The organism is Limnomicrobium aquaticum, assembly GCF_040545545.1.
Lineage (GTDB): Bacteria > Pseudomonadota > Alphaproteobacteria > Rhizobiales > Rhizobiaceae > Ensifer_A > Ensifer_A aquaticum.
This window is the reverse complement of sequence record NZ_JBEPMB010000006.1, coordinates 26,855-49,524: the sequence shown is the minus strand read 5'-3', so window position 1 is coordinate 49,524 and position 22,670 is coordinate 26,855. Positions and strand designations below refer to the sequence as shown.

At 60.3% G+C, this 22,670-nt stretch carries 17 protein-coding genes and 1 tRNA gene; 12 read left to right on the top strand and 6 right to left on the bottom strand.

Features of this window, described 5'->3' with window-relative positions:
- Positions 1 to 7: 7 nt before the first annotated feature.
- A complete protein-coding gene (locus tag ABID16_RS17095) occupies positions 8 to 829 on the bottom strand; it encodes a class I SAM-dependent methyltransferase (RefSeq protein WP_354557576.1) in 822 nt (273 codons plus the stop codon).
- Positions 830 to 961: 132 nt separating this feature from the next.
- On the opposite strand from ABID16_RS17095, the gene ABID16_RS17090 reads away from it, so the two are divergent.
- The 5 genes from ABID16_RS17090 (at position 962) to ABID16_RS17070 (ending at position 7,700) form a co-directional block, all read left to right on the top strand.
- Positions 962 to 2,101, top strand: a complete 1,140-nt coding sequence (locus ABID16_RS17090) for an ABC transporter substrate-binding protein (protein WP_354557575.1) — start codon at positions 962 to 964, stop codon at positions 2,099 to 2,101.
- 4 nt (positions 2,102 to 2,105) lie between these two features.
- Entirely contained in the window at positions 2,106 to 3,182 is a 1,077-nt protein-coding gene (locus tag ABID16_RS17085) for a FecCD family ABC transporter permease (RefSeq protein ID WP_354557574.1), read from the top strand.
- The gene (locus tag ABID16_RS17080) at positions 3,176 to 3,928 is read left to right on the top strand and encodes an ABC transporter ATP-binding protein (RefSeq protein WP_354557573.1); all 753 of its coding nucleotides are present in this window, start codon (positions 3,176 to 3,178) and stop codon (positions 3,926 to 3,928) included. The genes ABID16_RS17085 and ABID16_RS17080 overlap by 7 nt, the downstream gene beginning before the upstream one ends.
- A 199-nt stretch (positions 3,929 to 4,127) precedes the next feature.
- Positions 4,128 to 6,797, top strand: coding sequence for a pyruvate, phosphate dikinase (gene ppdK / locus ABID16_RS17075; RefSeq protein WP_354557572.1), 2,670 nt, complete (start codon positions 4,128 to 4,130; stop codon positions 6,795 to 6,797).
- A 3-nt stretch (positions 6,798 to 6,800) separates the two neighbouring features.
- On the top strand, positions 6,801 to 7,700 hold the full coding sequence (locus ABID16_RS17070) for a DUF1499 domain-containing protein (protein WP_354557571.1): 900 nt from the start codon (positions 6,801 to 6,803) through the stop codon (positions 7,698 to 7,700).
- A gap of 6 nt (positions 7,701 to 7,706) precedes the next feature.
- On the opposite strand, the gene ABID16_RS17065 is transcribed toward ABID16_RS17070, so the two are convergent.
- Both ABID16_RS17065 and ABID16_RS17060 read right to left on the bottom strand, forming a co-directional pair.
- Positions 7,707 to 8,957, bottom strand: coding sequence for a glycosyltransferase family 2 protein (locus ABID16_RS17065; protein WP_354557570.1), 1,251 nt, complete (start codon positions 8,955 to 8,957; stop codon positions 7,707 to 7,709).
- Between the two features lie 89 nt (positions 8,958 to 9,046).
- Positions 9,047 to 9,961: an MBL fold metallo-hydrolase gene (locus ABID16_RS17060; RefSeq protein WP_354557569.1), complete on the bottom strand. Its 915-nt coding sequence runs from the start codon at positions 9,959 to 9,961 to the stop codon at positions 9,047 to 9,049.
- 189 nt (positions 9,962 to 10,150) lie between these two features.
- Here ABID16_RS17060 and ABID16_RS17055 point away from each other — a divergent pair.
- The 3 genes from ABID16_RS17055 (at position 10,151) to ABID16_RS17045 (ending at position 13,335) form a co-directional block, all read left to right on the top strand.
- Positions 10,151 to 10,225 (top strand) — tRNA-Gln (locus ABID16_RS17055).
- A 186-nt stretch (positions 10,226 to 10,411) separates the two neighbouring features.
- Positions 10,412 to 11,377 carry a GGDEF domain-containing protein gene (locus ABID16_RS17050; RefSeq protein ID WP_354557568.1) on the top strand — a complete coding sequence of 322 codons (966 nt, stop codon included), beginning with the start codon at positions 10,412 to 10,414 and terminating at the stop codon, positions 11,375 to 11,377.
- 173 nt (positions 11,378 to 11,550) lie between these two features.
- Positions 11,551 to 13,335 (top strand): ABC transporter ATP-binding protein, encoded by a 1,785-nt coding sequence (locus tag ABID16_RS17045; protein ID WP_354557567.1) that lies wholly within the window; start codon positions 11,551 to 11,553, stop codon positions 13,333 to 13,335.
- 195 nt (positions 13,336 to 13,530) lie between these two features.
- Here ABID16_RS17045 and ABID16_RS17040 read toward each other — a convergent pair whose 3' ends face one another.
- The 3 genes from ABID16_RS17040 to ABID16_RS17030 all read right to left on the bottom strand — a co-directional run bounded on the left by ABID16_RS17040 (position 13,531) and on the right by ABID16_RS17030 (position 18,259).
- Positions 13,531 to 14,796, bottom strand: coding sequence for a glycosyltransferase family 4 protein (locus tag ABID16_RS17040; RefSeq protein ID WP_354557566.1), 1,266 nt, complete (start codon positions 14,794 to 14,796; stop codon positions 13,531 to 13,533).
- A gap of 5 nt (positions 14,797 to 14,801) precedes the next feature.
- Complete coding sequence (locus tag ABID16_RS17035) at positions 14,802 to 16,199, bottom strand: O-antigen ligase family protein (RefSeq protein ID WP_354557565.1); 1,398 nt, start codon at positions 16,197 to 16,199, stop codon at positions 14,802 to 14,804.
- Between the two features lie 122 nt (positions 16,200 to 16,321).
- A complete protein-coding gene (locus ABID16_RS17030) occupies positions 16,322 to 18,259 on the bottom strand; it encodes a polysaccharide biosynthesis protein (RefSeq protein WP_435532440.1) in 1,938 nt (645 codons plus the stop codon).
- A 398-nt stretch (positions 18,260 to 18,657) separates the two neighbouring features.
- Here ABID16_RS17030 and ABID16_RS17025 point away from each other — a divergent pair, with 398 nt between their 5' ends.
- From ABID16_RS17025 to ABID16_RS17010, 4 genes are read left to right on the top strand one after another with little or no spacing between them, the layout of a single operon-like run.
- A complete protein-coding gene (locus ABID16_RS17025; RefSeq protein WP_354557563.1) occupies positions 18,658 to 19,452 on the top strand; it encodes a class I SAM-dependent methyltransferase in 795 nt (264 codons plus the stop codon).
- Between the two features lie 41 nt (positions 19,453 to 19,493).
- The gene (locus ABID16_RS17020; protein WP_354557562.1) at positions 19,494 to 20,624 is read left to right on the top strand and encodes a DegT/DnrJ/EryC1/StrS family aminotransferase; all 1,131 of its coding nucleotides are present in this window, start codon (positions 19,494 to 19,496) and stop codon (positions 20,622 to 20,624) included.
- Positions 20,621 to 21,673 (top strand): thiamine pyrophosphate-dependent dehydrogenase E1 component subunit alpha, encoded by a 1,053-nt coding sequence (locus ABID16_RS17015; protein WP_354557561.1) that lies wholly within the window; start codon positions 20,621 to 20,623, stop codon positions 21,671 to 21,673. The genes ABID16_RS17020 and ABID16_RS17015 overlap by 4 nt, the downstream gene beginning before the upstream one ends.
- A complete protein-coding gene (locus ABID16_RS17010; RefSeq protein ID WP_354557560.1) occupies positions 21,670 to 22,662 on the top strand; it encodes an alpha-ketoacid dehydrogenase subunit beta in 993 nt (330 codons plus the stop codon). Before ABID16_RS17015 ends, ABID16_RS17010 begins: the two co-directional genes overlap by 4 nt.
- Positions 22,663 to 22,670: the final 8 nt, after the last annotated feature.

Genomic DNA, 22,670 nt, shown 5'->3' with positions numbered 1-22,670 from the left:
GAAGCTATCACGCCCTTTTCGTCGCGACCACGGCGTAGCGGTGTTGCGTGGCCCGCTCGAGGCTCTTGAAGAGGCTGAAATTTTTCCGCTGCGCCTTGTGTATCGCCCGCATGTCGGTGTCGATCACCACCGTTTCGAAGCCCGCCTCCTTCAGCAAGTCGGCCACCGCATCGGCGCGTGCGCCTTGCGAGAAATAGACGCGCGAGAGGATGCTCTGATGCGTCGCCGCCATGTCGGACGTCGCTGGGCCATGGTGCTTGTCGCGGGCGAGGCCGAAACGGGCGGCCAGCGCCGCAATCTTTCTCACAAGCCTGGCCACCGGCCCCGGATTGACGAAATCGCCATCCACCACCAGCACCTTGCCGCCCGGCTTCAGCACGCGATGCCATTCCGCAAAGGCGGCTTTCGGATCGACCAGCGTCCAGACGAGGTGCCGGTTTGTGACGACGTCATAGGTTTCGTCGGGCTCCATCGTGTTTTCCGCGTCGCCCATGACGAAGCGGATCGGCCGCCCGTTGCGCTTCGCCTTGGCGCGGGCAAGCGCCAGCATGGGGTCGGCCCAGTCCATCCCGGTGACGGCAAAGCCGAGCCCGTCGAGGAGATGCGAGACGACGCCGGTGCCGCTCGCCAGATCCAGCGCCTTGCGCCCTTCGCCTGTGCCCAGATGGCGCATGAAAAGCCGTCGCCATGCCTGACGCTCGTCCTCCGAAAAAATCTCGTGGCCGGGCTGTTCATCGAAGGTCGCAGCGCGCGCCGACCAATAGGCCTTGATCTCGTCGCGCAGCGAGAAATTCGCGCCCTCCATCGTATTGCCCGTCGCATTTTCCATGTCGTCACCCGCAGCCTGGAATCGTTCCAAAAGATAATTCTTGACTGAGAATATCAACTTATCTAGTCAAAACATGATCGCATTTATCAAGATAAAGCGCCCGCATCAAGCGGCGACTTGAGGGATAGAAACATGAAATATATCAACAAGGTGGCTTTCGCCGCCTCGGCTTCGTTCGTCCTGTTTTCCGGCCTCGCCTTTGCAGGTGAGAAGACGGAAGTGACCGATATTACCGGCCGCAAGGTCACGGTGTCGTTGCCCGTCGAGCATGTGATCCTGGGCGAGGGCCGGCAGATCTATTTCACCGCCGCGCTCGACACCGACGCCCCCTTCAAGCGTGTCGTCGGCTGGCGCGATGACTTCAAGAAGGCCGATCTCGACGGCTACAATGAATATCTCGAGAAGTTCCCCGAGATGACCAAAATCCCGACCTTCGGCGGCATGAAGGACGGCACGTTCGACATCGAGCAGGCGGTCGCCCTGCATCCCGACGTCATCATCATGAACATCGACGCCAAGTCGGCGACGGAAGAAAGCGGCTATATCGAAAAGCTCGCCAAGGTCGGCATCCCGCTGGTCTATGTCGACTTCCGCGAAAAGCCGATGGAAAATACCGAGCCATCCATGCGCGTCATCGGCAAGCTCTTCGGCAAGGAGCAACGCGCCGAGGACTTCATCAAGTTCCGGGCGCAAGAAATCGCCAAAGTGACGGACGTTCTCGCCAGGCATCCGGAAGCCAAGAAGCCGCTCGTCTTCATGGAGCGCGCCGGCGGCTATTCGGATGATTGCTGCATGTCCTTCGGCAACGAGAATTTCGGCAAGATGGTCGAAATGGCCGGCGGCATCAATCTGGCGAAGAACATCATTCCCGGCACGTTCGGGAATGTGAACCCCGAGCAGATCATCGCCTCGAACCCCGATCAGGTCATCGTCACCGGCGCCAATTGGGAAGGCTATGTTCCGGGCGGCAAGTGGGTCGGCGTTGGAGCTGGTGCCGACAAGGTCAAGGCTCGCGAAAAGCTTGCTGGCCTCATGCAACGCCCGGCTTTCACCGGCATCAAGGCGGTCAAGGATGGCAATGTCCACGCCGTCTGGCACCAGTTCTACAACAATCCGTACCAGTTCGTCGCCATCCAGCAATTCGCCAAGTGGCTGCATCCGGACCTCTTCAAGGACCTCGATCCGGAAGCGACCTTTGCCGAGCTGCACAAGCGCTTCCTGCCGGTCGAGTACCGCAGCGGCTACTTCGTCTCGCTGAACGCCGGAGAATAAGACCATGGCAAGCATCGCGGCCGAAACGCCGGCGAGCGGGGCAATCACGGGGCGCGGTCAATACCGCGCCCTCGTCATGCGCCGCATCCTGATCCTCGTCGGCATCGCGCTCACGCTCTGCCTGACGCTCACGCTTGATATGGCGCTCGGCCCGGCACGCTACACGCTGGCGCAGGTTCTCTCGGCGCTCACAAGCCCATCGGCCGTTGCAGAACAGTTGCGCGTCGTTATCTGGGATATCCGCATGCCCATCGCTCTCATGGCGATCACGGTGGGCGCATCGCTATCGCTCGCCGGCGCACAGATGCAGACCATTCTCGCCAACCCGCTCGCCAGCCCCTTCACGCTCGGCATTTCGGCGGCTGCCGGCTTCGGCGCAGCGCTCGGCCTTGTCGGCGGAGTGGCGCTCTTCCCGGGCGCGGTCGAACTCATGGTGCCGATCAATGCCTTCGTCATGGCCATGGTCGCCTCGATGTTCATCTACGGCGTCTCGACGCTCAGGGGCGTCACGGTGGAGACGATCGTGCTGCTCGGCATCGCGCTCGTCTTCACCTTCAATGCGGCACTGTCGCTGATGGAATATCTCGCGTCCGAACAGGCGCTCGCCGCCGTCGTCTTCTGGACCATGGGCTCGCTCACCAAGGCGACATGGACGAAGGTTGCCGTTACGGGCGCCATTCTCGTCGTCTGTGTGCCACTCTTCGCGCGCCAAGCCTGGCAGCTCACGGCGCTGAGGCTGGGCGATGACAAGGCGGCCAGCTTCGGCGTCAATGTCCGCCGCCTGCGTCTTGAAGCCCTGATCATCATCAGCCTTCTCGCCTCCATTCCGGTCTCCTTTGTCGGGACGATCGGTTTCGTGGGCCTCGTCGGTCCGCATATCGCCCGGATGCTGGTCGGCGAGGACCAGCGCTTCTTCCTGCCGGGCTCGATCCTCTGCGGCGCGCTGCTCCTGTCGGCCACTTCCGTCGTCAGCAAGATCCTCATTCCCGGCGCGGTTCTGCCCATCGGTGTGATTACGGCGCTGGTCGGCGTACCCTTCTTCTTCTCGCTCATTTTCACCCAGAGGCGGCGCGCATGGTAAGCCTGACGCTCGACAATCTCGGCGCATCCTATGGCCGAACCCGTATTCTCGACGGCATCACGACCGGCAGGCTCGAAGGCGGCTGCCTGACAGCCGTCGTCGGACCCAACGCGGCCGGCAAGTCGACGCTCTTCAAGCGCATTGCCGGCCTCATCAAGGGCGATGGCAAGGCAACGCTGGAAGGCTCCAAGCGCGGCCGCGACGGCATCTGCTACATGCCGCAGGACACCGGGGCAAACGCGGTGCTCACCGTCTACGAATCCATCGTTCTCGCCTCGCGACAGGGTGCCGGCTGGCGCGTCGGGGAGGGGGACCTCGCCGAAATCGACCGGCTGCTGGAAAGCCTCAACATCGCCAATCTCGCCTTCCGCAATCTCGGCGAACTCTCGGGCGGCCAGCGGCAATTGGTGGCGATTGCCCAGGCGCTCGCCCGCAATCCGGAAGTGCTGCTGATGGACGAGCCGACCTCGGCGCTCGACCTGCATCGCCAGATCGAGGTGCTGGATTTCATGCGTCGTCTCGCGGCGAAGCGCGGAATGGCGGTGCTGATCGCCATTCACGACCTGAACCATGCCCTGCGCTATTGCGACCAGACGCTGGTGATCGCCCATGGAAAGCTGATTGCTTCCGGCCGTACCGCAGACATCGTCACGGCGCGAATGCTGCGCGAGACCTACCGGATCGACGCCCGCATCGAAACCTGCTCCCAAGGCCTGCCGCACGTCATCGTTGATGCAGCGGCGTGACCTGAGTGCCGTGCGTCCGTGTGGATGCACGGCACGCCGATGCGTGATGAGCGCACGGATCGAGTGATTTGTGCGCTGCAGCAAATTCCTCGCAACTTCCCATTTCCTTTTTTATAGCCATACCTTAGTGTCGCTTTTCTCAAGCTGAGTCCGGCGGCGGAATGCTTGACTGCGGGAGGCGGGGAGCAGGTAGGCGAGAATGAGGAAATGGGTCTATACGTTCGGCAACGGCCAGTCCGAAGGCAGTGCCGGCGAACGTGATATTCTGGGCAGCAAGGGCGCCAATCTCGCCGAAATGGCGAGCCTCGGGCTTCCTGTGCCGCCCGGTGCGACCATCATTTCCCCGGCCTGCACCTGGTTTGCCGACCATCAACGCCATTTTCCCGAATCCCTGCCCAAGCAGATCGATCAGGCGCTTGCCGAAATCGAGCGCATGTCCGGCCGCAGGTTCGGGGGCGTGACCAAGCCGCTCTTCCTCGCCGTGCGTCCCGGTTCGCGTGTGCCGATCCCCGGCATGATCGAGGCGATCCTCAATCTTGGCCTGAATGACGAGACGGTCGAGGCACTGGCAGAAGAAACGGGCGACCGCCGCTTCGCCTATGACTGTTACCGCCGTTTCATCAGCAGCTTCGGCGATGCCGTGATGGGTCTCGACCGCGGCTATTTCGAGGATCTGACCGAGGCCGAAATGCGCGCCCGTGGCGTCAGCCTCGATACCGATCTCGATGCCGAAGCGCTGATCGACATTGTTGCGGCCATGAAGGAACTCATCTTCGAGGAGATGAGCGAGGCCTTCCCGCAAGACCCGCGCGAACAGCTCTGGGCGACGATTTCCGCCACCTATCAGGCCTGGCTTGCGCCGCGCGCCAGCGCTTATCGTGCTCTGCACGGCATCCCCGTCGAATGGGGCACGGCGCTGAACCTGCAGGCCATGGTCTTCGGCAATCGCAACGCGGCGTCTGCCTCCGGCATCGTCCTGACGCGCAATCCGGAAACGGGCGAAAGGCAACTGTTCGGCGATTATCTGCCGAATTCCCAAGGCAGCGAACTGGCACTCGGCGAGCGCAAGCTCTATCCGGTCTCCGGCCGCGCCCACGCCAACAGCAATGCCGGGGTCACCTCCATGGAGGCGCAGTTCCCGGCAGCCTATGCGCAATTGCGCGACGTCGCCGCCAGGCTCGAAGCCCATTATCGTGATATGCAGGATATCGAATTTGCCGTCGACGACGGCAGGCTGCACGTGCTGCAGGCGCGGCCCGCCCGCCGCAGCGTTAAGGCAAGTCTCCGGCTCGCCGTCGAAATGGTTGGCGAACGGCTGATCACCCGCGAAGAGGCGATCTCCCGCATCGATCCCGTCTCCCTCGAACAATTGCTGCATCCGGCCATCGACCCCTCCGTCGAGCGCAATGTCATGGGCACGGGCCTGCCGGCCTCGCCGGGTGCGGCTTCCGGCGAGATCGTCTTCACCTCCGAAGATGCCGTTGCCGCCTATCGCGAAGGCCGCAAGGTTATCCTCGTGCGTGCTGAAACGAGCCCTGAAGATGTCCATGGCATGCATGTGGCGGAAGGTGTTCTCACCTTGCGCGGGGGCGTCACCAGCCATGCGGCCGTGGTGGCGCGCGGCATGGGTATCCCTTGCGTCGCCGGCGCCTCCGGCCTGCGCATCGACACCGCCGCTGGCACGCTGACCGGGTTCGGCGTCACCCTTGAGAAGGGCGATTTCATTACTATCGACGGCTCACTCGGCCAGATCATCAATGGCGAAGTGCCGATGATCCAGCCGGAACTGTCCGGCGATTTCGCCGAGATCATGGAATGGTCGGACGCCATCCGCCGTCTCGGCGTCCGCTCCAATGCCGACACACCGGCGGACGCGCGGGGCGCCCGGTCCTTCGGCGCCGAGGGCATCGGCCTCTGCCGCACCGAGCACATGTTCTTCGAAGAAGGCCGCATCAACGTGATGCGCGAAATGATCCTCGCGGAAGACGAGGACGGCCGCCGTGCGGCACTTGCGAAGCTTCTGCCCATGCAGCGCTCCGACTTCATTGAACTCTTCGAGATCATGCACGGGCTTCCCGTCACCATCCGCCTGCTCGATCCGCCGCTGCACGAATTCCTGCCGAAGGCGAATGAGGACGTCGCAGAGACTGCTGTCGCCGTCGGCATGGATGAGGACAAGCTTCGACGCCGCATCGAGGACATGCACGAGTTTAACCCCATGCTCGGCCATCGCGGTTGCCGGCTCGCCATCTCCTATCCCGAGATCGCGGAAATGCAGGCGCGCGCCATTTTCGAGGCCGCCGTCAAGGCCGCGGAAAGCACCGGCGCTGCCGTCGTGCCGGAAATCATGGTGCCGCTCGTCTCGCTGCGCAGCGAGCTCGATTACGTCAAGGCTGCCATCGACGGTGTAGCCCGCAAGGTCGCCGAAGAAACGGGCGTCTTCCTTGATTATCTCGTCGGCACAATGATCGAACTGCCTCGCGCCGCCCTGCGCGGCCAGGAAATCGCCGAGGCTGCCGAATTCTTCTCCTTCGGCACCAACGACCTGACACAGACGACCTTCGGCATCTCGCGCGACGATGCCGGCGGGTTTCTCACGACCTACAAGCGCAAGGGCATTATCGAGCAGGACCCGTTCTCCTCGCTCGATTTCGACGGCGTCGGCGAACTGATCAAGATCGCCTCGGAGCGCGGCCGCAAGGCGCGCAACGATCTCAAGCTCGGCATCTGCGGCGAGCACGCCGGCGACCCTGCCTCGATCCGCTTCTGCGAGCAGACCGGGCTGGACTACATTTCGTGCTCGCCCTTCCGCGTGCCGATCGCCCGCCTTGCCGCAGCCCAGGCCGTGACCGGCTTGTCAGCGAGATAAGACATGGCCATCGAATATCTGAGACCGGTTTCCTACGCCGCCTTCTGGGCGCGGCGGATCGCGCTTTTCGCGCTGATGCTGATGCTGGCGTCCTGGATCGCGACACGTTTCGGTCCGGTGCTGGAGGTGCATTTCCTGGCGCTGTACCTGGCGGCTTGCGGGCTGGCGGGCGTGGCGCTTCTCGGCGCTTTCATTGGTCTGGTCAATCTCTGGCGCGTCGGTGCCAAGGGCGGCAAATCCGCTATCGCCGCCGTTGCCCTTGCCGTTCCCGTGCTGCTGCCGGGAGCCTATGCCGGCTGGCTCTACAAGTCGCATCCGAAGATCCATGAGGTGACGAGCGATCTTTCCGATCCGCCCGCCTGGATCAGGGAACCAAACTATGACCAGCTCTGGCTCGGGCCGCGCCTGACGGCCGATACCACCATGCGACAGGCTCAGTTTGTAGCCTATCCGGGCCTGATCACCCACCGCTACGACGCTTCGCTGGATCGTGTCGTCAAGGCGCTCCGCGAGGCGGCGGCCGATCGCCGCATCAGGTTTGTGGAAGAGGATGTCCCGACCGCCATTCGCGAGCGCGAGCAGGAAGAGGCGGTCCCCCAGCCTGAAGTACTGGGCGGGATCCCGGTGCCGCGCCGGCGGCCGTCCAGTGTCATCACGATACCGGGGGCGGCCCTGCCGAAGCCACAGAACGCCATCGCCATCTTTCAGGGCGTCGTGATCAACCGCATCACCGGCTTTCCCTATGATGTCGTCATCCGCGCCCGCGAGGCGGGTGACGCGACGCTGGCCGACATCCGGGTTTCGGCGCGATACGGCCGCGCCGATCTCGGCGTCACCGCCGCAATCGCCGATGCCTTCCTGAAGGCGCTGGACGAGGCGATGCTGGGCTCGGCCGACGAGTAAATCGCTTTACGCCGGCACGGGCACCGCCACAGGCGGGGCGGCGGCCGCATCCGCCGGTCGCCTCAGCATGGTCGGGTCGATCACGATGTCATCGATGGGCGGGGCGATGGCCGACATGATTTCGTAGATCTCGCGCGGCGTGCCGGCGCCGGTGTTGCGGTTGTTGAGGTAGATCTTGCCGTCCCGGATTCCTGAGAATGCGCCGACATGGGTGGGAAGCTCCCTGTAGACGGGGCGAAAGGCGTGGCCATAGCGCCCGCCGTCCCAGCGCGCGAAGGATGAGCGGTAGAGTTCGGTGATGGTGTCGAAGTCCTCGCGCTTGCGAAACCGGGAGCAGTAGTAGGCGCAGGCCCGCGCGAAATTCTCCTGCCAGCCGTCGATCTCGAACCCGGCGCTCTGCTTGATCCACTGCTGCGTGACCAGAACCGAGGCCGTTACACCCATGTCACAAAAGAAGGGCACCCCCTCCATGGCGGGATCGTTTGAGATGTTGCGCCCGACTTCCTCCATGAAGGTCGCGTTCTTGCTCTGGAAACCACCGATATTGTAGACATCCGCAGACATGGAGGCCGGGCATACGCCGTGTACGGAGAGTGGCCTTTGCCACATGAGAAAGCGGTTGCCCTCAAGGACTGCCTTGAAGCTCGAATCGAAATCGACCGTCGGATGTTCGAAATAGCGGCCGTTGAACCGCCGCCTGATCCGCTCGATGAGCCGTCGCGAGAGGGCGGAATGGTAGATCGAGAAGCCATGCGTGGGCGTGGTCGTTGCGTCCACCCAGAGATAGGCCCGGCGGGTGAGCCAGTCCTTCGGCAGCTCGATGAAATGGTGCGTGAGATCGAGCGCGATGTTGGTCTCGGGCGCGCGTTCGCTGCCCGGCCAGGTGAAGCTGGCATAGGTCCAGCCAAAGGCCTCCACGTCCGGCAGCATCAATTCCACCTTGCGGAGCACCGAGGCAAGTTCCGGGTCGACATAGTCGTCGTCACCGATGACCGTCACCCAGTCGCCGCTCGAGGCTGCGACCGTCCGTTCCCAGTTGTCGACCATGGAATAGACTGACGGGCCGGGATGCAGGAAAACGACCCGCGGATCGCCCGCATGGGCGCGCATGAAATCGGCCATGATGGAGGCGTCGTCGGAATTGTCGGCGAACACGAATTCGACGTCGTCGCGCGGGCTGTCTAGGAGCGCGCGTATCGTCTCCTGAAACCAGATCTGCCTGTTGCGCGACGGCACGCAGATGGAAAGCTTCGCCATGGCGGGTCCCTTTGCGAGCAAGCTTGATAGCGCGCCGCACTGGAGCCGGGCTTGCGGAAAGAACGTTTGGCAAGGGGTCGGCCGGTGCTTCAGGCCGGAAGATACACCCCGCCGAGACGCGCGGGGCCGTCCGTCAGCACGAGACCGCGCTCGGTCAGATCCTCCAGATGCGCCAGCACCGAAAGGGCGGCCGCACCATGCAGGCGCGGGTCGGTCTCGCGATAGATGACCTTCACCATGTCCGCAATCAGCCGGTCGCCAGCCTTCACGCGCTCCAGAATGGCGCGCTCGCGCATGCGCCGATGCGTGCGCAAGCCCCGGCAGAAGGCCGCCGGCGAGGTGACGGGCCCGCCATGGCCGGGCAGATAAAGCCGGTCATCGCGCTGCAGGAGCCGTTCCAGCGAGGCCATGAAATCGGCCATGGCGCCATCGGGCGGCGCGACGATGGAGGTCGCCCAGGCCATGACGTGATCGGCCGAGAACACGATGCCTGTTCCCTCAAGGCCGAAAGCCATGTGGTTGGCGGTATGGCCGGGCGTCGCAATGCCGGAAAGCGCCCAGCCGTCGCCCTCTACCGTGCCGCCATCGGCAAGCACGATGTCGGGCACGAAATCCACATCGGAGCTTTCCGCAAACGGGTTGGTCTCCCCGTCGTGAAGGGGACGCGCCGCGCGATGCGGGCCTTCCGCAACAATCAGCGCCCCGGTCGCTTGCCTGAGCCGGCGGGCAAGCGGCGAGTGGTCCTTGTGGGTATGGCTCACCGCGATATGCGTCACCTCGCGGCCGTCGAGCGCCCGCAGCAGACCCTCGAAATGCGCCGCGTCCTCCGGCCCGGGATCGATCACGCAGACGGAACGGTCGCCGACAATATAGCTGTTCGTGCCGTGGAAGGTGAAAGGGGAGGGGTTGTTGACCGTGACGCGCTGCACGCCCGGTGCCACATCGACCGCCGTGCCATAAGCCGGCTGAAACGCCAGTTCGAATTTCGGAAGATCATCGCTCATGCCCCCTTATAGTCGATTTCTACGGGCCGAAAACCCTTGGCCGCGCCAGCCGGTGCGGATCGCAATTAACCGCGAATATGCGTTGCCGTGCCGTCCACTTCTTGCTAAGAGCGCTTCCGCAACTGGATGTTTCGCCCCTTCGGATCGGCCACGGGCCGCGCCGAAACATAAAAAGGGCGAAACAGGCATTGGGGCGTCGCCAAGCGGTAAGGCACCGGTTTTTGGTACCGGCATTCCCAGGTTCGAATCCTGGCGCCCCAGCCAGCATTTTCAAGCAGGTTTCGCACACGACCGTTGCTCAACGGAGCCCGGCCTCGAAGATTCGCGCGCAGGCACCGATAATCGCTCCCATGACAGTTCGTCCGCGGAAACCATAAGCTAACGATCCGTACGCATAATGGAATCCAGCGCGACGATGTTAGAAGCGCGAGGAAGCCAACGAGGCCGGAGATGTATTCTGAACTCATCGCACGAGGAACGACAGGCGATATTGCAGCCGGGGCTGCAACGAGCCTCGAGCAGTTCCACCGTATTCAGGATCTGTTTGACAAGACGTTCAGGGTATCACGTGTCGGCATATGGGTTTGCACGCTTCCGGATGAAAAGCTGACCTGGACCGACACGGTCTTCGATCTGTTCGATCTCGATCCGCAGTCGCCTCTTCGTCGCAGTGACATTGTTGCACTTTATACTCCGGGTTCGCGGGAGGCACTCGGCAAACTGCGCTCAGCGGCGATCGCGGACGGGCAAGGGTTCACTCTTGATGCTGAGATCGTGACGGGCAAGGGCAGGACACGCTGGATCCGGATCACCGCCATCGTTGAACGCGTTGATGGCATCGCAACGCGCTTGTTCGGCATGAAGCAGGACATTACCGCCGAAAAGATGATGTTCGAGCAAGTTCGTTATGCAGCTGAGGTCGATCCGCTCACCGAGCTCGCTTCTCGTGCCAAGTTCGACAGCGTCTTCAGCGATATCTATGCTGGACGTGATCCGTTGTCGTATGGCCTTCTTCTGATCGACCTGGACGGCTTCAAGGCGGTCAATGACAGACTGGGTCATCAGGCCGGTGATCAATGCTTGGCGATGGCGGGCCAAAGACTCCTGAAGGCCCTCCCACAAGCAAGATTGATCGCCCGCCTGGGTGGCGACGAATTCGCGGTGCTATATCCCTGTGAAACGACGGAAGCTTTGCGAGGGGCGGGACATCGGATCGTCGAGGCTCTGGAGTATTGGTGGGGACGTGGATCCGATAAACTCAAGCTGACGGCATCGGTTGGAGCCGCGCTGATCGATCGCGATATCGCAGCAAAAGATGTCTTCTCTCAGGCGGACAAGGCGCTCTACAGGGTGAAGGCAGAAGGGAAGGGTGGCCTGCAGATGGCTTCCGAAATCGACATCACCAATGCTGCCTAAGTCGATTTCCGTGCTGACGTCATCGCAGCTTAGCACTGGCTCGCAAAACTCTTGCATTTTAAAGCCCTGAAGTCCAAATAGGCGCGACACTGGGACCCGGAGCAATTTGACTCCGCAGCTTGGGCGCTGGCGTTCATGGCGTCCCCGGCCCGATCAAAAGGCACACCTCATCCATGCTGGACAATTTCATCTCCCGCACCAACAAGACGCTTGTTGCGCGCCTGCTTTCCGAAAATTTCAAGAAGCAGGCTCCCTGGTACGGTATTGCGATCGTTTCCATGCTTGTCGTTGCCGCGATGACCTCGGCCAGCGCCTGGATCATGCGCGACATCGTCAACGAGACCGTGGTCTCGCGCGACCTGAACCGTGTCTTCATGATTGCCATCGCGGTTGCCGCGATCTTCGCGGTCAAGGGCATCGCGACCTATGTCCAGACCGTCTTCCTGTCCCGCGCCGGCAACAACATCATCGCCGAGACGCAGAAGAAGCTCTTCCGCAGCGTGCTCGGCCAGAGCATCGGTTTCTATTCGAAGTTCGCCTCGTCTGAACTCCTGATGCGCATCACCAACAATGCGCAGGCGGCCCGCAACGTGATGGATCTGATCGTGACGTCCTTCGTTCGCGATCTCTTCTCGCTTCTCGGCCTCATCGCCGTCATGGTCATCCAGCAGCCCTGGCTGTCGCTGATCTCCGCCGTCATCGGCCCGGCCGCCATTTTCGGGGTGCGTCGCCTGTCGAAAAAGGTGCGCAAGATCATGGAGCAGGAGATGGTGTCACTCGGCGCGATCATCCGCAACGTTCAGGAGACATCGTCCGGCATCAAGGTAGTGAAGGCCTTCAACCTTGAGGATTTTATGGGCGCGCGCATGGACCGCCATGTCGAGGAAGTCGAGGCGCGTTCCAATGCGATTGCGAAACTCGAGGCCGCCTCCAGTCCGATCATGGAAACGCTCTCCGGTTTCGCCATTGCGGCCGTGGTGGCTCTGTCGGGTGTCTGGGTGCTGGAAAAGGGCAATACGCCCGGCGAACTCATGTCTTTCATCACGGCGCTGCTACTCGCCTACGAGCCCGCCAAGCGGCTGGCGCGCGTGCGCATCAGCCTCGAGTCCGGCCTTGTGGGCGTCCGCCTCATGTACGAGCTGCTCGATCACCCCGTTGATCTCACGGAGCGTCCGGATGCGCGCGACCTCGTTGCCGGTCCCGGCGAAATCCGCTTTCACGATGTCGATTTTGGCTATCGTGAGGGGCAGGGCCTGTTCCGCAAGCTGAACATCACATTCCCGGCCGGCAAGACGACGGCGCTGGTTGGTCCCTCCGGCGGTGGCAAGTCCTCGATCATCAATCTCGTGATGCGGCTTTACGATCCCGAAAGCGGATCTGTGACCATCGACGGGCAGGATTTGAAATCGGCTACCTTCCGGTCGCTGCGCGAGCGCATGTCCTATGTCGGCCAGGACACGTTCCTGTTCTCGGGCTCCATCCGCCACAATATTGCGCTGGGTCGCGAGGGCGCGACGGATGAGGAGATCATCGCCGCCGCAAAGGCCGCCAACGCACATGATTTCATCATGGCGCTGCCTGGCGGCTACGATTGCGATACGGGCGAAAACGGCGGTAACCTGTCGGGCGGCCAGAAGCAGCGCATCGCCATCGCGCGGGCCATGCTGCGAGACGCGGAAATTCTCATCCTGGATGAGGCGACAAGCGCGCTAGACTCCGATTCCGAGGCTCAGATCCGCGATGCGCTGGCGCGCCTGACGACGGGCCGCACGACGATCACGATCGCGCATCGCCTTTCGACGGTCACGACCGCCCACAATGTCGTCGTCATGGAAAACGGCGCGGTGGCCGAGCGGGGCGAACTTGGCCGTCTCTTGTCGCATGACGGCCCGTTCAAGCGGCTTTATGAACTGCAGTTGCTGCCAGGCAAGGAAAGCTTCGAAGGTGCTGCGGAGTGAGCGAAACGCAAGGCAGGCATTGGTCAGCCTTTTGAAGAGACTGGTCGCAGGTGTTGAGGGATTCGTTGGAAACGCCCAAGTGGCAGAGCTCGGCGACCGCGGTCATCACTCGTGAGTCCGGCCCGACAGGCCGCAGGGTTCGGCGCCAGGCGCTTTGTCTATAACGCAATGGTATAAGGCGGCCGAGGCGAAGGCCTAGACGTTCCGCAAATCCGAAAGTGCATCCAGCATTTCGACAGCGACCGTTTTCCAGGTTCTGAGTTGCGGCTTCGCATCCTCAATCCGCTGTCGCAGTTCCTCACGATAGGCCGCATCTTCGTTGAGCCGCGCGATCTGACCGGCCAGCGTCTCCGGATCGTCCGGATCGAAATAAAGGCCGAGTTCGCCGCAGACCTCATAGAAGACGGGCGCCGTCGAGCAAAGCGCCGGCGTGCCACACCAGAGCGCTTCGCCTGCCGGCAGGCCCCAGCCTTCGATCCGGCTCGGGATGATCAGCGCCAGCGCGTTCTCGTAGAGCCGTACAAGGTCGGTCTGGTTCGGGTTGTTGACGAAGACGATACGGTCGCGGATCGGCTGCAGATCGCTGCGCTCCACGTAGCGCTTCAATCGCTTGCGGTGCGCGCCCGCGAGCACGAGATTGGGGATGCTTTTACCGGCCTTTGCCATGATCAGCAACGCATTCAGCACGATCTCGACATTCTTGCGGCCGAGATTGAGCCCCACTGTCAGAAGATAGGGCGAGGACGGCAAATCGATTTCCGGGGCTTCGACGCCTGGCGGACATTCGTGAACAAGGGGGATCGCCGTCACGGGTCCCGGCTTTGGAAGCATGTCGGAGCCGGCAAAGCGATTGAGTTCGTCAAGGGTGAAGACCGAGTTCGTGAGAATCATGTCGGAATGTTGAATGAGGTAGCGATTGTCGTGCATGAAGTTGCGGTCGAAACGACGGAAGCGCTTCGTCGCGCCGTTATGCAGCGGCATGAAATCGTGCACGAGCGGCACGATTCGCGTCTTCGACCCGGCGCGCTTCAGCGCCTCGATCATGTCGACAATCATCTTAGGCCGCGCAGCGGAGACGAAGATGCCGTCCCGGATATCCGCCTTCTTCAACCCCGGCGCTCGTTCGTCCCAGACGCGAACATTCCGCTTGGAGACGGAGGCGTTGAGCAACCGCATGAAAAGCCCGATCACGCCCGCGCCGCCGAAATGCGTGCGGAACCAGCGTTGACCGACATCCTTCGGAATCTGGAATTCGACGCTGCCGTCTTCAGCCCGCGCCCATTCGATCTCATAGAAGGCCTTCTTGCCGAAGGAGAAGACGACGAAGCGGATGTTCGGATCGAGCAGAGCCACCTCGCGCGCCGTCTCAATGACGACGCGGGCTATCCCGTAATATTGAACCCGCTTGGCAGATGCCGAAAGCAGGGCCTCTGTGAGGTCGTAGAAGGTATGGCCCCGCATGTTGATCACGATGTTTTATCTGCCTTTCTCGCTTCTATGAGCATATCGTTAACGATTGCGTAGAGGAGGCCAATCAACAAGCAGTAGTAGTGTGTATAAAACTTCAAGTTGAAGTAAGAGTCAAATATCATTGATATGCCCCAGACGAGACTGACCGACAGCGTAATCACAAGGCGATCGGAAAATTCGAGCCCTGAGGAAATCAACCATGGTATTCCGAGGAAGAGCAATCCGATACTCAACTGAAGAAGCCCACCTGTGACCAGCCAGGAGAGGTATTGATTGTGGTTGTGTTCGTAACCATATCGCTCAGTTATCAAGTGTTGCAGATACATCGAGCCGTGCCCGAATAGGGGAGCCTCGCGAATTGACCCCAACGCCGTCGCCCACATCTCAAATCGTTCACCAGCTGATAAGTCCGCGTGTTTGAAATCATCGAAGCTTGCTGCTGTGATGATGTCCGGTTGGGAAGCTTGCTGAACAGAGGATGGTCTCTGCTCGGGCGCGTATGACGATGGAACCCCGGGCATCGCTGCCTCAGCAGCGCTGATCTGGAAGTGTGATGACACTTGCGGCGCCGAGGAGGAGAGCACCTGGAAAACGGAAAAGACCGAGATCATCCTTGCGCCGCAACCGGTGACTACGCCCAGAGAGGCGCTCATCAATATGCCGATGGCAAGGGCGCCCAGGAGCTGTTTCCATGATGGAAGTCTTCCCCTGAATCGGGGAAAGAATGTTAGCAGGCAGAAGGCGCCAAACACCACGAAAAACGCCAGCGCATTGCCGCGCGCTGCCGTGAAGGTTAAAACAACCACCGAGTTCAGCGATAACAAGGCCAGGCAAAGGAAACGCTGGAAACTGTCCTTGTTGCGCCATTGCAACATGGTCAGAAAACTCAAAGTGCAGAAGATGAGAGCAGGGATAAACGGCCACGCTGCAAGACCTTTTACGCGCTGACATCCTTCCGGAAGTGTGACCAGAAACAATGCTGCAAGAACGGCGAAGGAGCAAAGCAGCGCAAACGGCATCACTCTTAGGAAATAATGCGATAGATTGGGGATCAGGAGGCCCCGGAGGGTTCCAGTCACGAGAAGCGCAATTGCCAGCACGTAGAGTTCGAGGTCCGGGTTGACCGGACGTTTTTCATTTGGCGCGAGGCCAGTAAAGAAAAAATAGGTGCAGAGGCAGTAGCCGAAATAAAGGCCTGCAGGCGCTGCCAAGCGCCACAGCGGCTCACGCAGGGGTTCGATGGGCACGATCTTGAGCAAAAAGGGGATCGGCAAGAGGCCCGCTACGATGAATAGCCCGGTAGCCTTGTCACCCAGGAACGACGCGAATGCAAAGCCTGCAACAAAGAGAATGTCCAGAAAGAGGACCGTGCGTGCTTTCAATGAATTGTTCAACTGGCTATCCGGGTTTGAGAGATATACTGAGTTGCGATTGAAGTTCTCTGTAATTATTAGATCAAAACAACAGTGCTGTCTGGCGCCAAAATCGACTGCTGAGTGCTGCTAGACGCAACATTTCAGCTCTTTTGCGCGCTTGAGCCTTCCTGTTGATAAATCCAGTCGACAATTTCGCTCTCGCTATAGTAGCCGGAAACAAGCTCGCGTATCAGATGCCTTATGGCTTCTACGTCGTTGTCGTTCAACATCTTTTCCAAAGCTGTCAGCTTTGGCTGAAGGTCGTCCCAAGAAAGGAAGTGCTCGTGTCCCTTCATGATGCGGGGATGCGGTGTTGGCTCCGGATTGTCTCCGATCAGCAGCTCTTCGTAAAGCTTTTCTCCTGGGCGGAGGCCTGATACCTCGATTTCAATGTCGCCGTCCGCATTGTTCTTATCCTTCACACTGAGACCGGAAAGCTCAATCATCCGGCAGGCCAGATCGATGATTCGAACCGGCTCGCCCATGTCAAGGACGAAGACGTCGCCGCCCGTCGCCATGGCTCCTGCCTGGATCACAAGCTGAGCAGCCTCGGGCAGGGTCATGAAATAGCGCGTGATTTCAGGGTGAGTTAGAGTAACGGGTCCGCCCTCTCTGATCTGCTGCCTGAACTTCGGAACTACAGACCCGGAAGAGCCGAGCACATTGCCAAAGCGAACCATGCTGAACGTTGTTCCCGAGCACTTTTCCGCAATGGCCTGCAGTACCATTTCTGCAAGGCGCTTGCTGGCGCCCATTATGTTCGTGGGGCGGACTGCCTTATCGGTGCTGATCAGCACGAAATCCGATACAGCATTCTTCGCGGCAGCTTGAGCAACGCAAAGGGTTCCGAAGACATTGTTGCGAACACCTTCAGCGGGGTTGTGCTCGACAAGTGGAACGTGTTTGTAGGCCGCTGCATGATACACGGTCTGCGGACGCCAGGTCTGCAGGATCTGTCCGATTCTTCTCGGATCCGTGACCGAGGCGAGCAGCGGGACCAATGAAACGCCAGACCCTTCAAAGTGCTGCTCGAGATTTTGATGTACTGCGTAGAGTGCGAACTCGCTATGCTCTACTAGCAGCAGCTCTTTCGGCTTTGCAGCCATGATTTGTCGACAAAGTTCGCTTCCGATCGATCCCCCGGCTCCCGTCACGAGAACGATTTTGTTCTCGATATTCCGTCTCAACAGGACCGGATCCGGCGAAATCGGCTCCCGGCCCAGGAGATCATCAATGTCGAGTTCTCTCAGATCCGAAACCGTGACCCGACCTTGAGCCAGATCCGAAAGGCTGGGCAAGGTTCTGACCGACACCTGCCGGCCTCTCAGTTGTGCGAGGATTTCGTTGCGACGTTTCCTCGGAAGATTCGGCACAGCCAGGAGAACGTGAGCAATGTTCATCTGCTCGACAATTAATTCCAGATCCGCAGGATCGTAGACCGGAAGACCATTCAGAGACCTGCGATGAAGCTGGTGATCATCATCCAGAAAGCCCACGACTTGCATCTCGGGGCTGTTTGCCAACGCAATCGCCAGTTCGTTGCCGGTTTGGCTTGCGCCATAAATCAGCACTTTCGGCCGCTTCGCCCGCCGCAGCATGTTCTCGTAATGGCCGCCAAGCCAGACATGCACCAGCGCTCTGGTTCCGCCTACGAAAAGCAAGAGCAGTATTGGTTGAATGATTCCAACGGTCCTCGGAACGCCGTCAACACCGATTGCGGTGAATATCGCCCCGTAGAGAACGGAGTAAACGCCAACGGCCTGCGTCACAGCCTGCAATGCGGGCCAGCCGCTGTAGCGAAAAATGGCTCTGTATAATCCCGAGACGACGAATATAGGCAGCGACAGGGCAATCGCAGCTGCGACAGCCCAGAGCGGTTTGCCATATAGACTGATGACCTCCCCCAGACGCAGATAATAGGCGAACCAAACGGTCAGAACGCACATTCCCGCGTCTAGGGCCAGGGCCATAACCCTTTTGGTGACGCGTGGCAGGCCCAACAATGGCGCTGCCATTTTGTCCAGACGTCTTAACACCATTATCAATGTCCGAGACCAAGAGTTCAATCGATGGAAAATTGGCATCGCCACGCCTTGCGATGCGGAGCTCCATGACTAATTCATGTTATTTACCGACCGTATTAGCTGGCTCCACCGTCTAGACAACTTGTGCCGCCGTTGCAACTGTCGCTGGGGAAAAACCGCGCCAGACCAGCGAAAGCGAAGGCGGACGAACGGATTCAGATTGCTGTCGTTACTTGGCCTCAGCCGTTTCCGATCGCGACTTGACCTGCAGGTCATAGGCGGGTAGAGCGACCTCCTGTTGATGGTTAAAATTCCGCAGTGCCATGCGCTATCTGAGCGATAAAAACATGTATGTCGAGGGTCGGGGACTGTCGACGAAAACCGGCAGCCAAAAGAAGTGATTGAAGCAGACAATGGGTACTGAGCAGTTTGTAGATGTCACCGAAATTGCCGGCCAAATGATCTCTGCCGAACAGCTTGATCGCATGTGCAACCGTTACTACTGGGCGCGCCAGTTCGTGGAGGGACGTGATCTGGTCGAGGCCGGGTGTGGTGCCGGCCAGGGATTGGATTATCTGGCATTGCATGCGCGGTCGGTCGCGGCTGGAGATATCTCTGCCGAGGTTCTTGAGCGTGCGCGTGGCACCTATGGCGACAGATTTGACCTGAGAGTCTTTGACGCGGCGGCCATGCCTTGGGGCGATGGTTCTTTTGATGCTGTTATTCTCTTTGAGGCGATCTACTATCTGCCCGATGTCGATGCCTTCATTCGCGAAGTTAAACGCGTTCTGCGCCCTGGCGGATATCTGCTGGTTGCGACGGCGAACAAGGATCTTTATGATTTTGTCCCGTCCCCGTTTTCCGTCGACTATTACGGCGTAGAGGAACTGGCCAGACTTGTCGGCAAGCACGGATTCTCAGCTGAATTCTGGGGATATGTGGACACTGCCACGGTGTCTGCGCGGCAACGTACTCTGCGACCGATAAAGTCTGTAGCGTCGCGACTGGGGCTGATCCCCAAGACCATGGGAAGCAAGGAGCTGTTGAAACGGCTGTTTTTCGGTCGCCTCGTCAAGATGCCGGCCTCGATTCTGGAGGCGCCGGTGAAATATGTCGAGCCTACGCGCCTTCCCGCCGATCGGGCAGACAAGCGGTTCAAGGTCATATATTGCGCAGCCCGTTTCAGCGGCACATCGCGCAGCAGTTAACGAAACGGGCGTGAAAGAACGCTGGTTGGGATAGAATAGAGATGGTTAAAGTTCCTTTTTTCGATTGGGCCGGTCTGTATAACGAGCGCGCGGACGACTTTTCGCGGATTGCCCATCAGACATTGTCGCGTGGAGGGTTCATCCTTCAAAAAGATGTAGAGGAGTTCGAGGCCAACCTCGCCCGCTATGTAGGCTCAAAATATGCCGTCGGCGTGTCGGATGGAACGAACGCGATCCTGCTAGGCCTGCGGGCATCGGGCGTAAAGCCCGGAGACGAGATCATCATCGCCGGTCATTCGTTCATCGCGGCTGCACAATCAATTCACTTTGCGGGCGCCGTTCCGGTACCGGTCGAACTGGATGAAGACGATTGGCTGATTTCTCCGGAAGCCATCGAGGCTGCGATTACCCCCAAAACCAAGGCCATCATGCCGGTCCACGTCAATGGACGTGTCTGCAAGATGGATCGTATCCTGGAGATTGCCGAACGTCACGGCCTGGAAGTCTTTGAAGACTCGGCTCAGGCAATGGGTGCCCGTTTCGACGGCAAGGGTGCGGGGACGATTGGCCGCTGGGGCACGTTTTCGTTTTATCCGTCGAAAACCCTTGGTTGTTTTGGCGACGCCGGCGGCTTCGTCACCAATGACGAAGAGATCGCCGAGCGTGTTCGCGCCATGCGCAACCACGGTGCAAACAAGGAAAAGTCGATCCCGCTCGACGTCGATGTCTGGGGCACCAATGCCCGTCTCGACAATCTTCACGCCGCGATCCTGAACTATAAGCTCGGGTACTACGATGAGGCGATCGCCCGCCGCCGCGAGATCGCTGGCCGCTATCACGAGGCCCTGAAGGGGGTAGAAGGCGTGCGATTGCCGCCGGCGCCCGATGCGGACGACCGGTACTTCGACATCTACCAGAATTACGAATTCTGCCATCCGCGGCGCGATGCGCTCCGCAAATACCTCTCCGGGCGGGACATTGGAACGATTGTCCAGTGGGGCGGCTTCGGTATTCATCAGTTGAACGGTCTCGGGATGGCGCGGGATCTGCCAAGGACCGACCGCTTCTTCAAGGAATCCTTGCTGTTGCCGCTCAATCATATTCTGACTGACGAGCAGGTTGATCATGTCTTGAAGGCGCTATCGGACTTCTTCTCTGGAGGTGAAGCTTGAGAAACTTCGAGGATAGCCTTGGACCGCTTGCCGATCCCAAGCAGCTCACGTCAGCCCTGGAGCTGAGAAACGCGTCAACCGACTGGCTGCTTGGTTGCTACCGCGACATGCGCGCCATTCGCCGTGCAGAAGAAACGATCGCGGCGCTTTACAGTGCCAAGGAGACATTGACGCCGGTCCATCTGGGGATCGGGCAGGAAGCTGTGGCCGTGGGCGTTTCCGCCCATTTGAATGATGGCGACCGAATTTACAGTGGCCACCGCGGTCACTCCCATTATCTCGCCATGCATGCTTCCATGAAGGGTCTGATGGCGGAGGTTCTGGGGAGAGCGACAGGGGCCTCCGGCGGCATGGGAGGATCTATGCACCTTTTCGCGCCGGAAGCCGGGTTCCACGGCTCTGTGCCGATCGTGGGTGCAACGATCCCGATCGCCGTGGGAGCGGCGATAGCCTGCAAGATGGACGGTCGCGGACAGGTCGCCGTCTGCTACTTCGGCGACGGCGCGTGCGAGGAGGGTGTACTTCACGAATCACTGAACCTCGCTCGCGTTATGGACCTCCCGGTCCTGTTCGTTTGCGAGAACAATCTTTATTCCAGCCACCTTGATATCCACCTCCGCCAGCCTTCCAATAGCGTGGCACGCATTGCCGAGGCGCATCGCGTCGCGCGGCGGGTCGTGGACGGCAATGATGTCATGGCAGTCGCCGATGCTGCGTCCGAATTGATAGGTGCCTGCCGTCGCGGCGAGGGCCCTGCCTTCCTTGAAGCCGTGACGTTCCGCTGGCTTGGCCACGTCGGCCCCAATGCGGACATCGATGTGGGCGTGCATCGTAGCCCCGGAGAACTGGAGGCTTGGAAGCGGCGCGATCCGATCCGCCGCTTGGTGGATGCGCTGATCCACGATCGCAATTTGGATACTTCTGTTCTGGAAGATATCGACCGTGAAATTGATGCCGAGGTATCCGACGCTGTCGCCTTTGCGCGAGGGTCGGGTTTCCCAGAGGACCGCGTGCTGATGGATTATGTTTACGCTGGAGCAGGCGCATGAGCCATGCGACGCAAAGATTGACCTATGCCGACGGCATTCGTCAGGGTTTTGAATACGCCATGGAACGCGATCCCAAGTGTTTTGCCATCGGCCAGGGTTTGTGGAGCCCTTGGTATGTCGGCAACTCCATGAAGGATCTGGACAAGAAGTTCGGCAAGGAGCGCGTGATCGACACGCCGGTGTCCGAACTCGCGACCACGGGTGCTGCTGTTGGCGCTGCCCTGAATGGTTATCATCCGATTGTTGTTCATCCGCGCATGGATTTCATGATCCTGGCTGCCGACCAGATCGTCAATCAGGCGGCCAAGTGGCGTCACATGTTGGGCGGCAAGGTGTCGCCGACCATTACGATACGCGGGATTATCAATCGCGGTGGTGAACAGGGCGCGCAGCATAGTCAGGCATTACACTCCTGGTATGCCCATATCCCAGGCCTCCGGGTACTCATGCCGGGTACGGCAGCCGACGCGCGGGACATGCTCATTGCCGCAGCACAGAGCCCGGATCCGGTCATGTATATCGACGACCGGTGGTGCTATGAACTTACGGAGGACGTAACGGTTGCCGCTGACGTTGATATCCGCTCGATCGTGCCGCTGGTCAGGCGGGCCGGCCGGGACGTGACCGTCGCGGCCGCGAGCTTCTCGCTCAAGCTGGCGCTTGATGCGGCAGAGATACTCGCCCGGGAAGGGATTGATGTGGAAGTCATCGACGTCCGGCAGATCAACCCGCTCGACCCGGCATTGATCGTCGAATCTGCAGCGCGAACGGGCCGCTTCGTTGCCGTGGATGGTGGCTGGAGCACGTGCGGGCTTGCTGGGGAACTTATCGCCTGCGTCGCCGAAAGCGTGGTGCCGTCAAAGCTGAAGGCGCCTCTTGCTCGCGTGACATTACCCGCTGCCCCCGCACCGACAAGCGCGCCACTCGAAAAACTCTATTACCCGACGGCACGGACGGTGGCTGATCGCATCCGCGGGCTGTTCGCGTGAGAGATGTC

Bases quoted from the DNA above. Each gene is read 5' to 3' on its own strand.
- ABID16_RS17095 (WP_354557576.1), bottom strand. From the start codon at position 829: ATGGAAAATGCGACGGGCAATACGATGGAGGGCGCGAATTTCTCGCTG.
- ABID16_RS17090 (WP_354557575.1), top strand. From the start codon at position 962: ATGAAATATATCAACAAGGTGGCTTTCGCCGCCTCGGCTTCGTTCGTC.
- ABID16_RS17085 (WP_354557574.1), top strand. From the start codon at position 2,106: ATGGCAAGCATCGCGGCCGAAACGCCGGCGAGCGGGGCAATCACGGGG.
- ABID16_RS17080 (WP_354557573.1), top strand. From the start codon at position 3,176: ATGGTAAGCCTGACGCTCGACAATCTCGGCGCATCCTATGGCCGAACC.
- ppdK (WP_354557572.1), top strand. From the start codon at position 4,128: ATGAGGAAATGGGTCTATACGTTCGGCAACGGCCAGTCCGAAGGCAGT.
- ABID16_RS17070 (WP_354557571.1), top strand. From the start codon at position 6,801: ATGGCCATCGAATATCTGAGACCGGTTTCCTACGCCGCCTTCTGGGCG.
- ABID16_RS17065 (WP_354557570.1), bottom strand. From the start codon at position 8,957: ATGGCGAAGCTTTCCATCTGCGTGCCGTCGCGCAACAGGCAGATCTGG.
- ABID16_RS17060 (WP_354557569.1), bottom strand. From the start codon at position 9,961: ATGAGCGATGATCTTCCGAAATTCGAACTGGCGTTTCAGCCGGCTTAT.
- ABID16_RS17050 (WP_354557568.1), top strand. From the start codon at position 10,412: ATGTATTCTGAACTCATCGCACGAGGAACGACAGGCGATATTGCAGCC.
- ABID16_RS17045 (WP_354557567.1), top strand. From the start codon at position 11,551: ATGCTGGACAATTTCATCTCCCGCACCAACAAGACGCTTGTTGCGCGC.
- ABID16_RS17040 (WP_354557566.1), bottom strand. From the start codon at position 14,796: ATGCGGGGCCATACCTTCTACGACCTCACAGAGGCCCTGCTTTCGGCA.
- ABID16_RS17030 (WP_435532440.1), bottom strand. From the start codon at position 18,259: ATGGTGTTAAGACGTCTGGACAAAATGGCAGCGCCATTGTTGGGCCTG.
- ABID16_RS17025 (WP_354557563.1), top strand. From the start codon at position 18,658: ATGGGTACTGAGCAGTTTGTAGATGTCACCGAAATTGCCGGCCAAATG.
- ABID16_RS17020 (WP_354557562.1), top strand. From the start codon at position 19,494: ATGGTTAAAGTTCCTTTTTTCGATTGGGCCGGTCTGTATAACGAGCGC.
- ABID16_RS17010 (WP_354557560.1), top strand. From the start codon at position 21,670: ATGAGCCATGCGACGCAAAGATTGACCTATGCCGACGGCATTCGTCAG.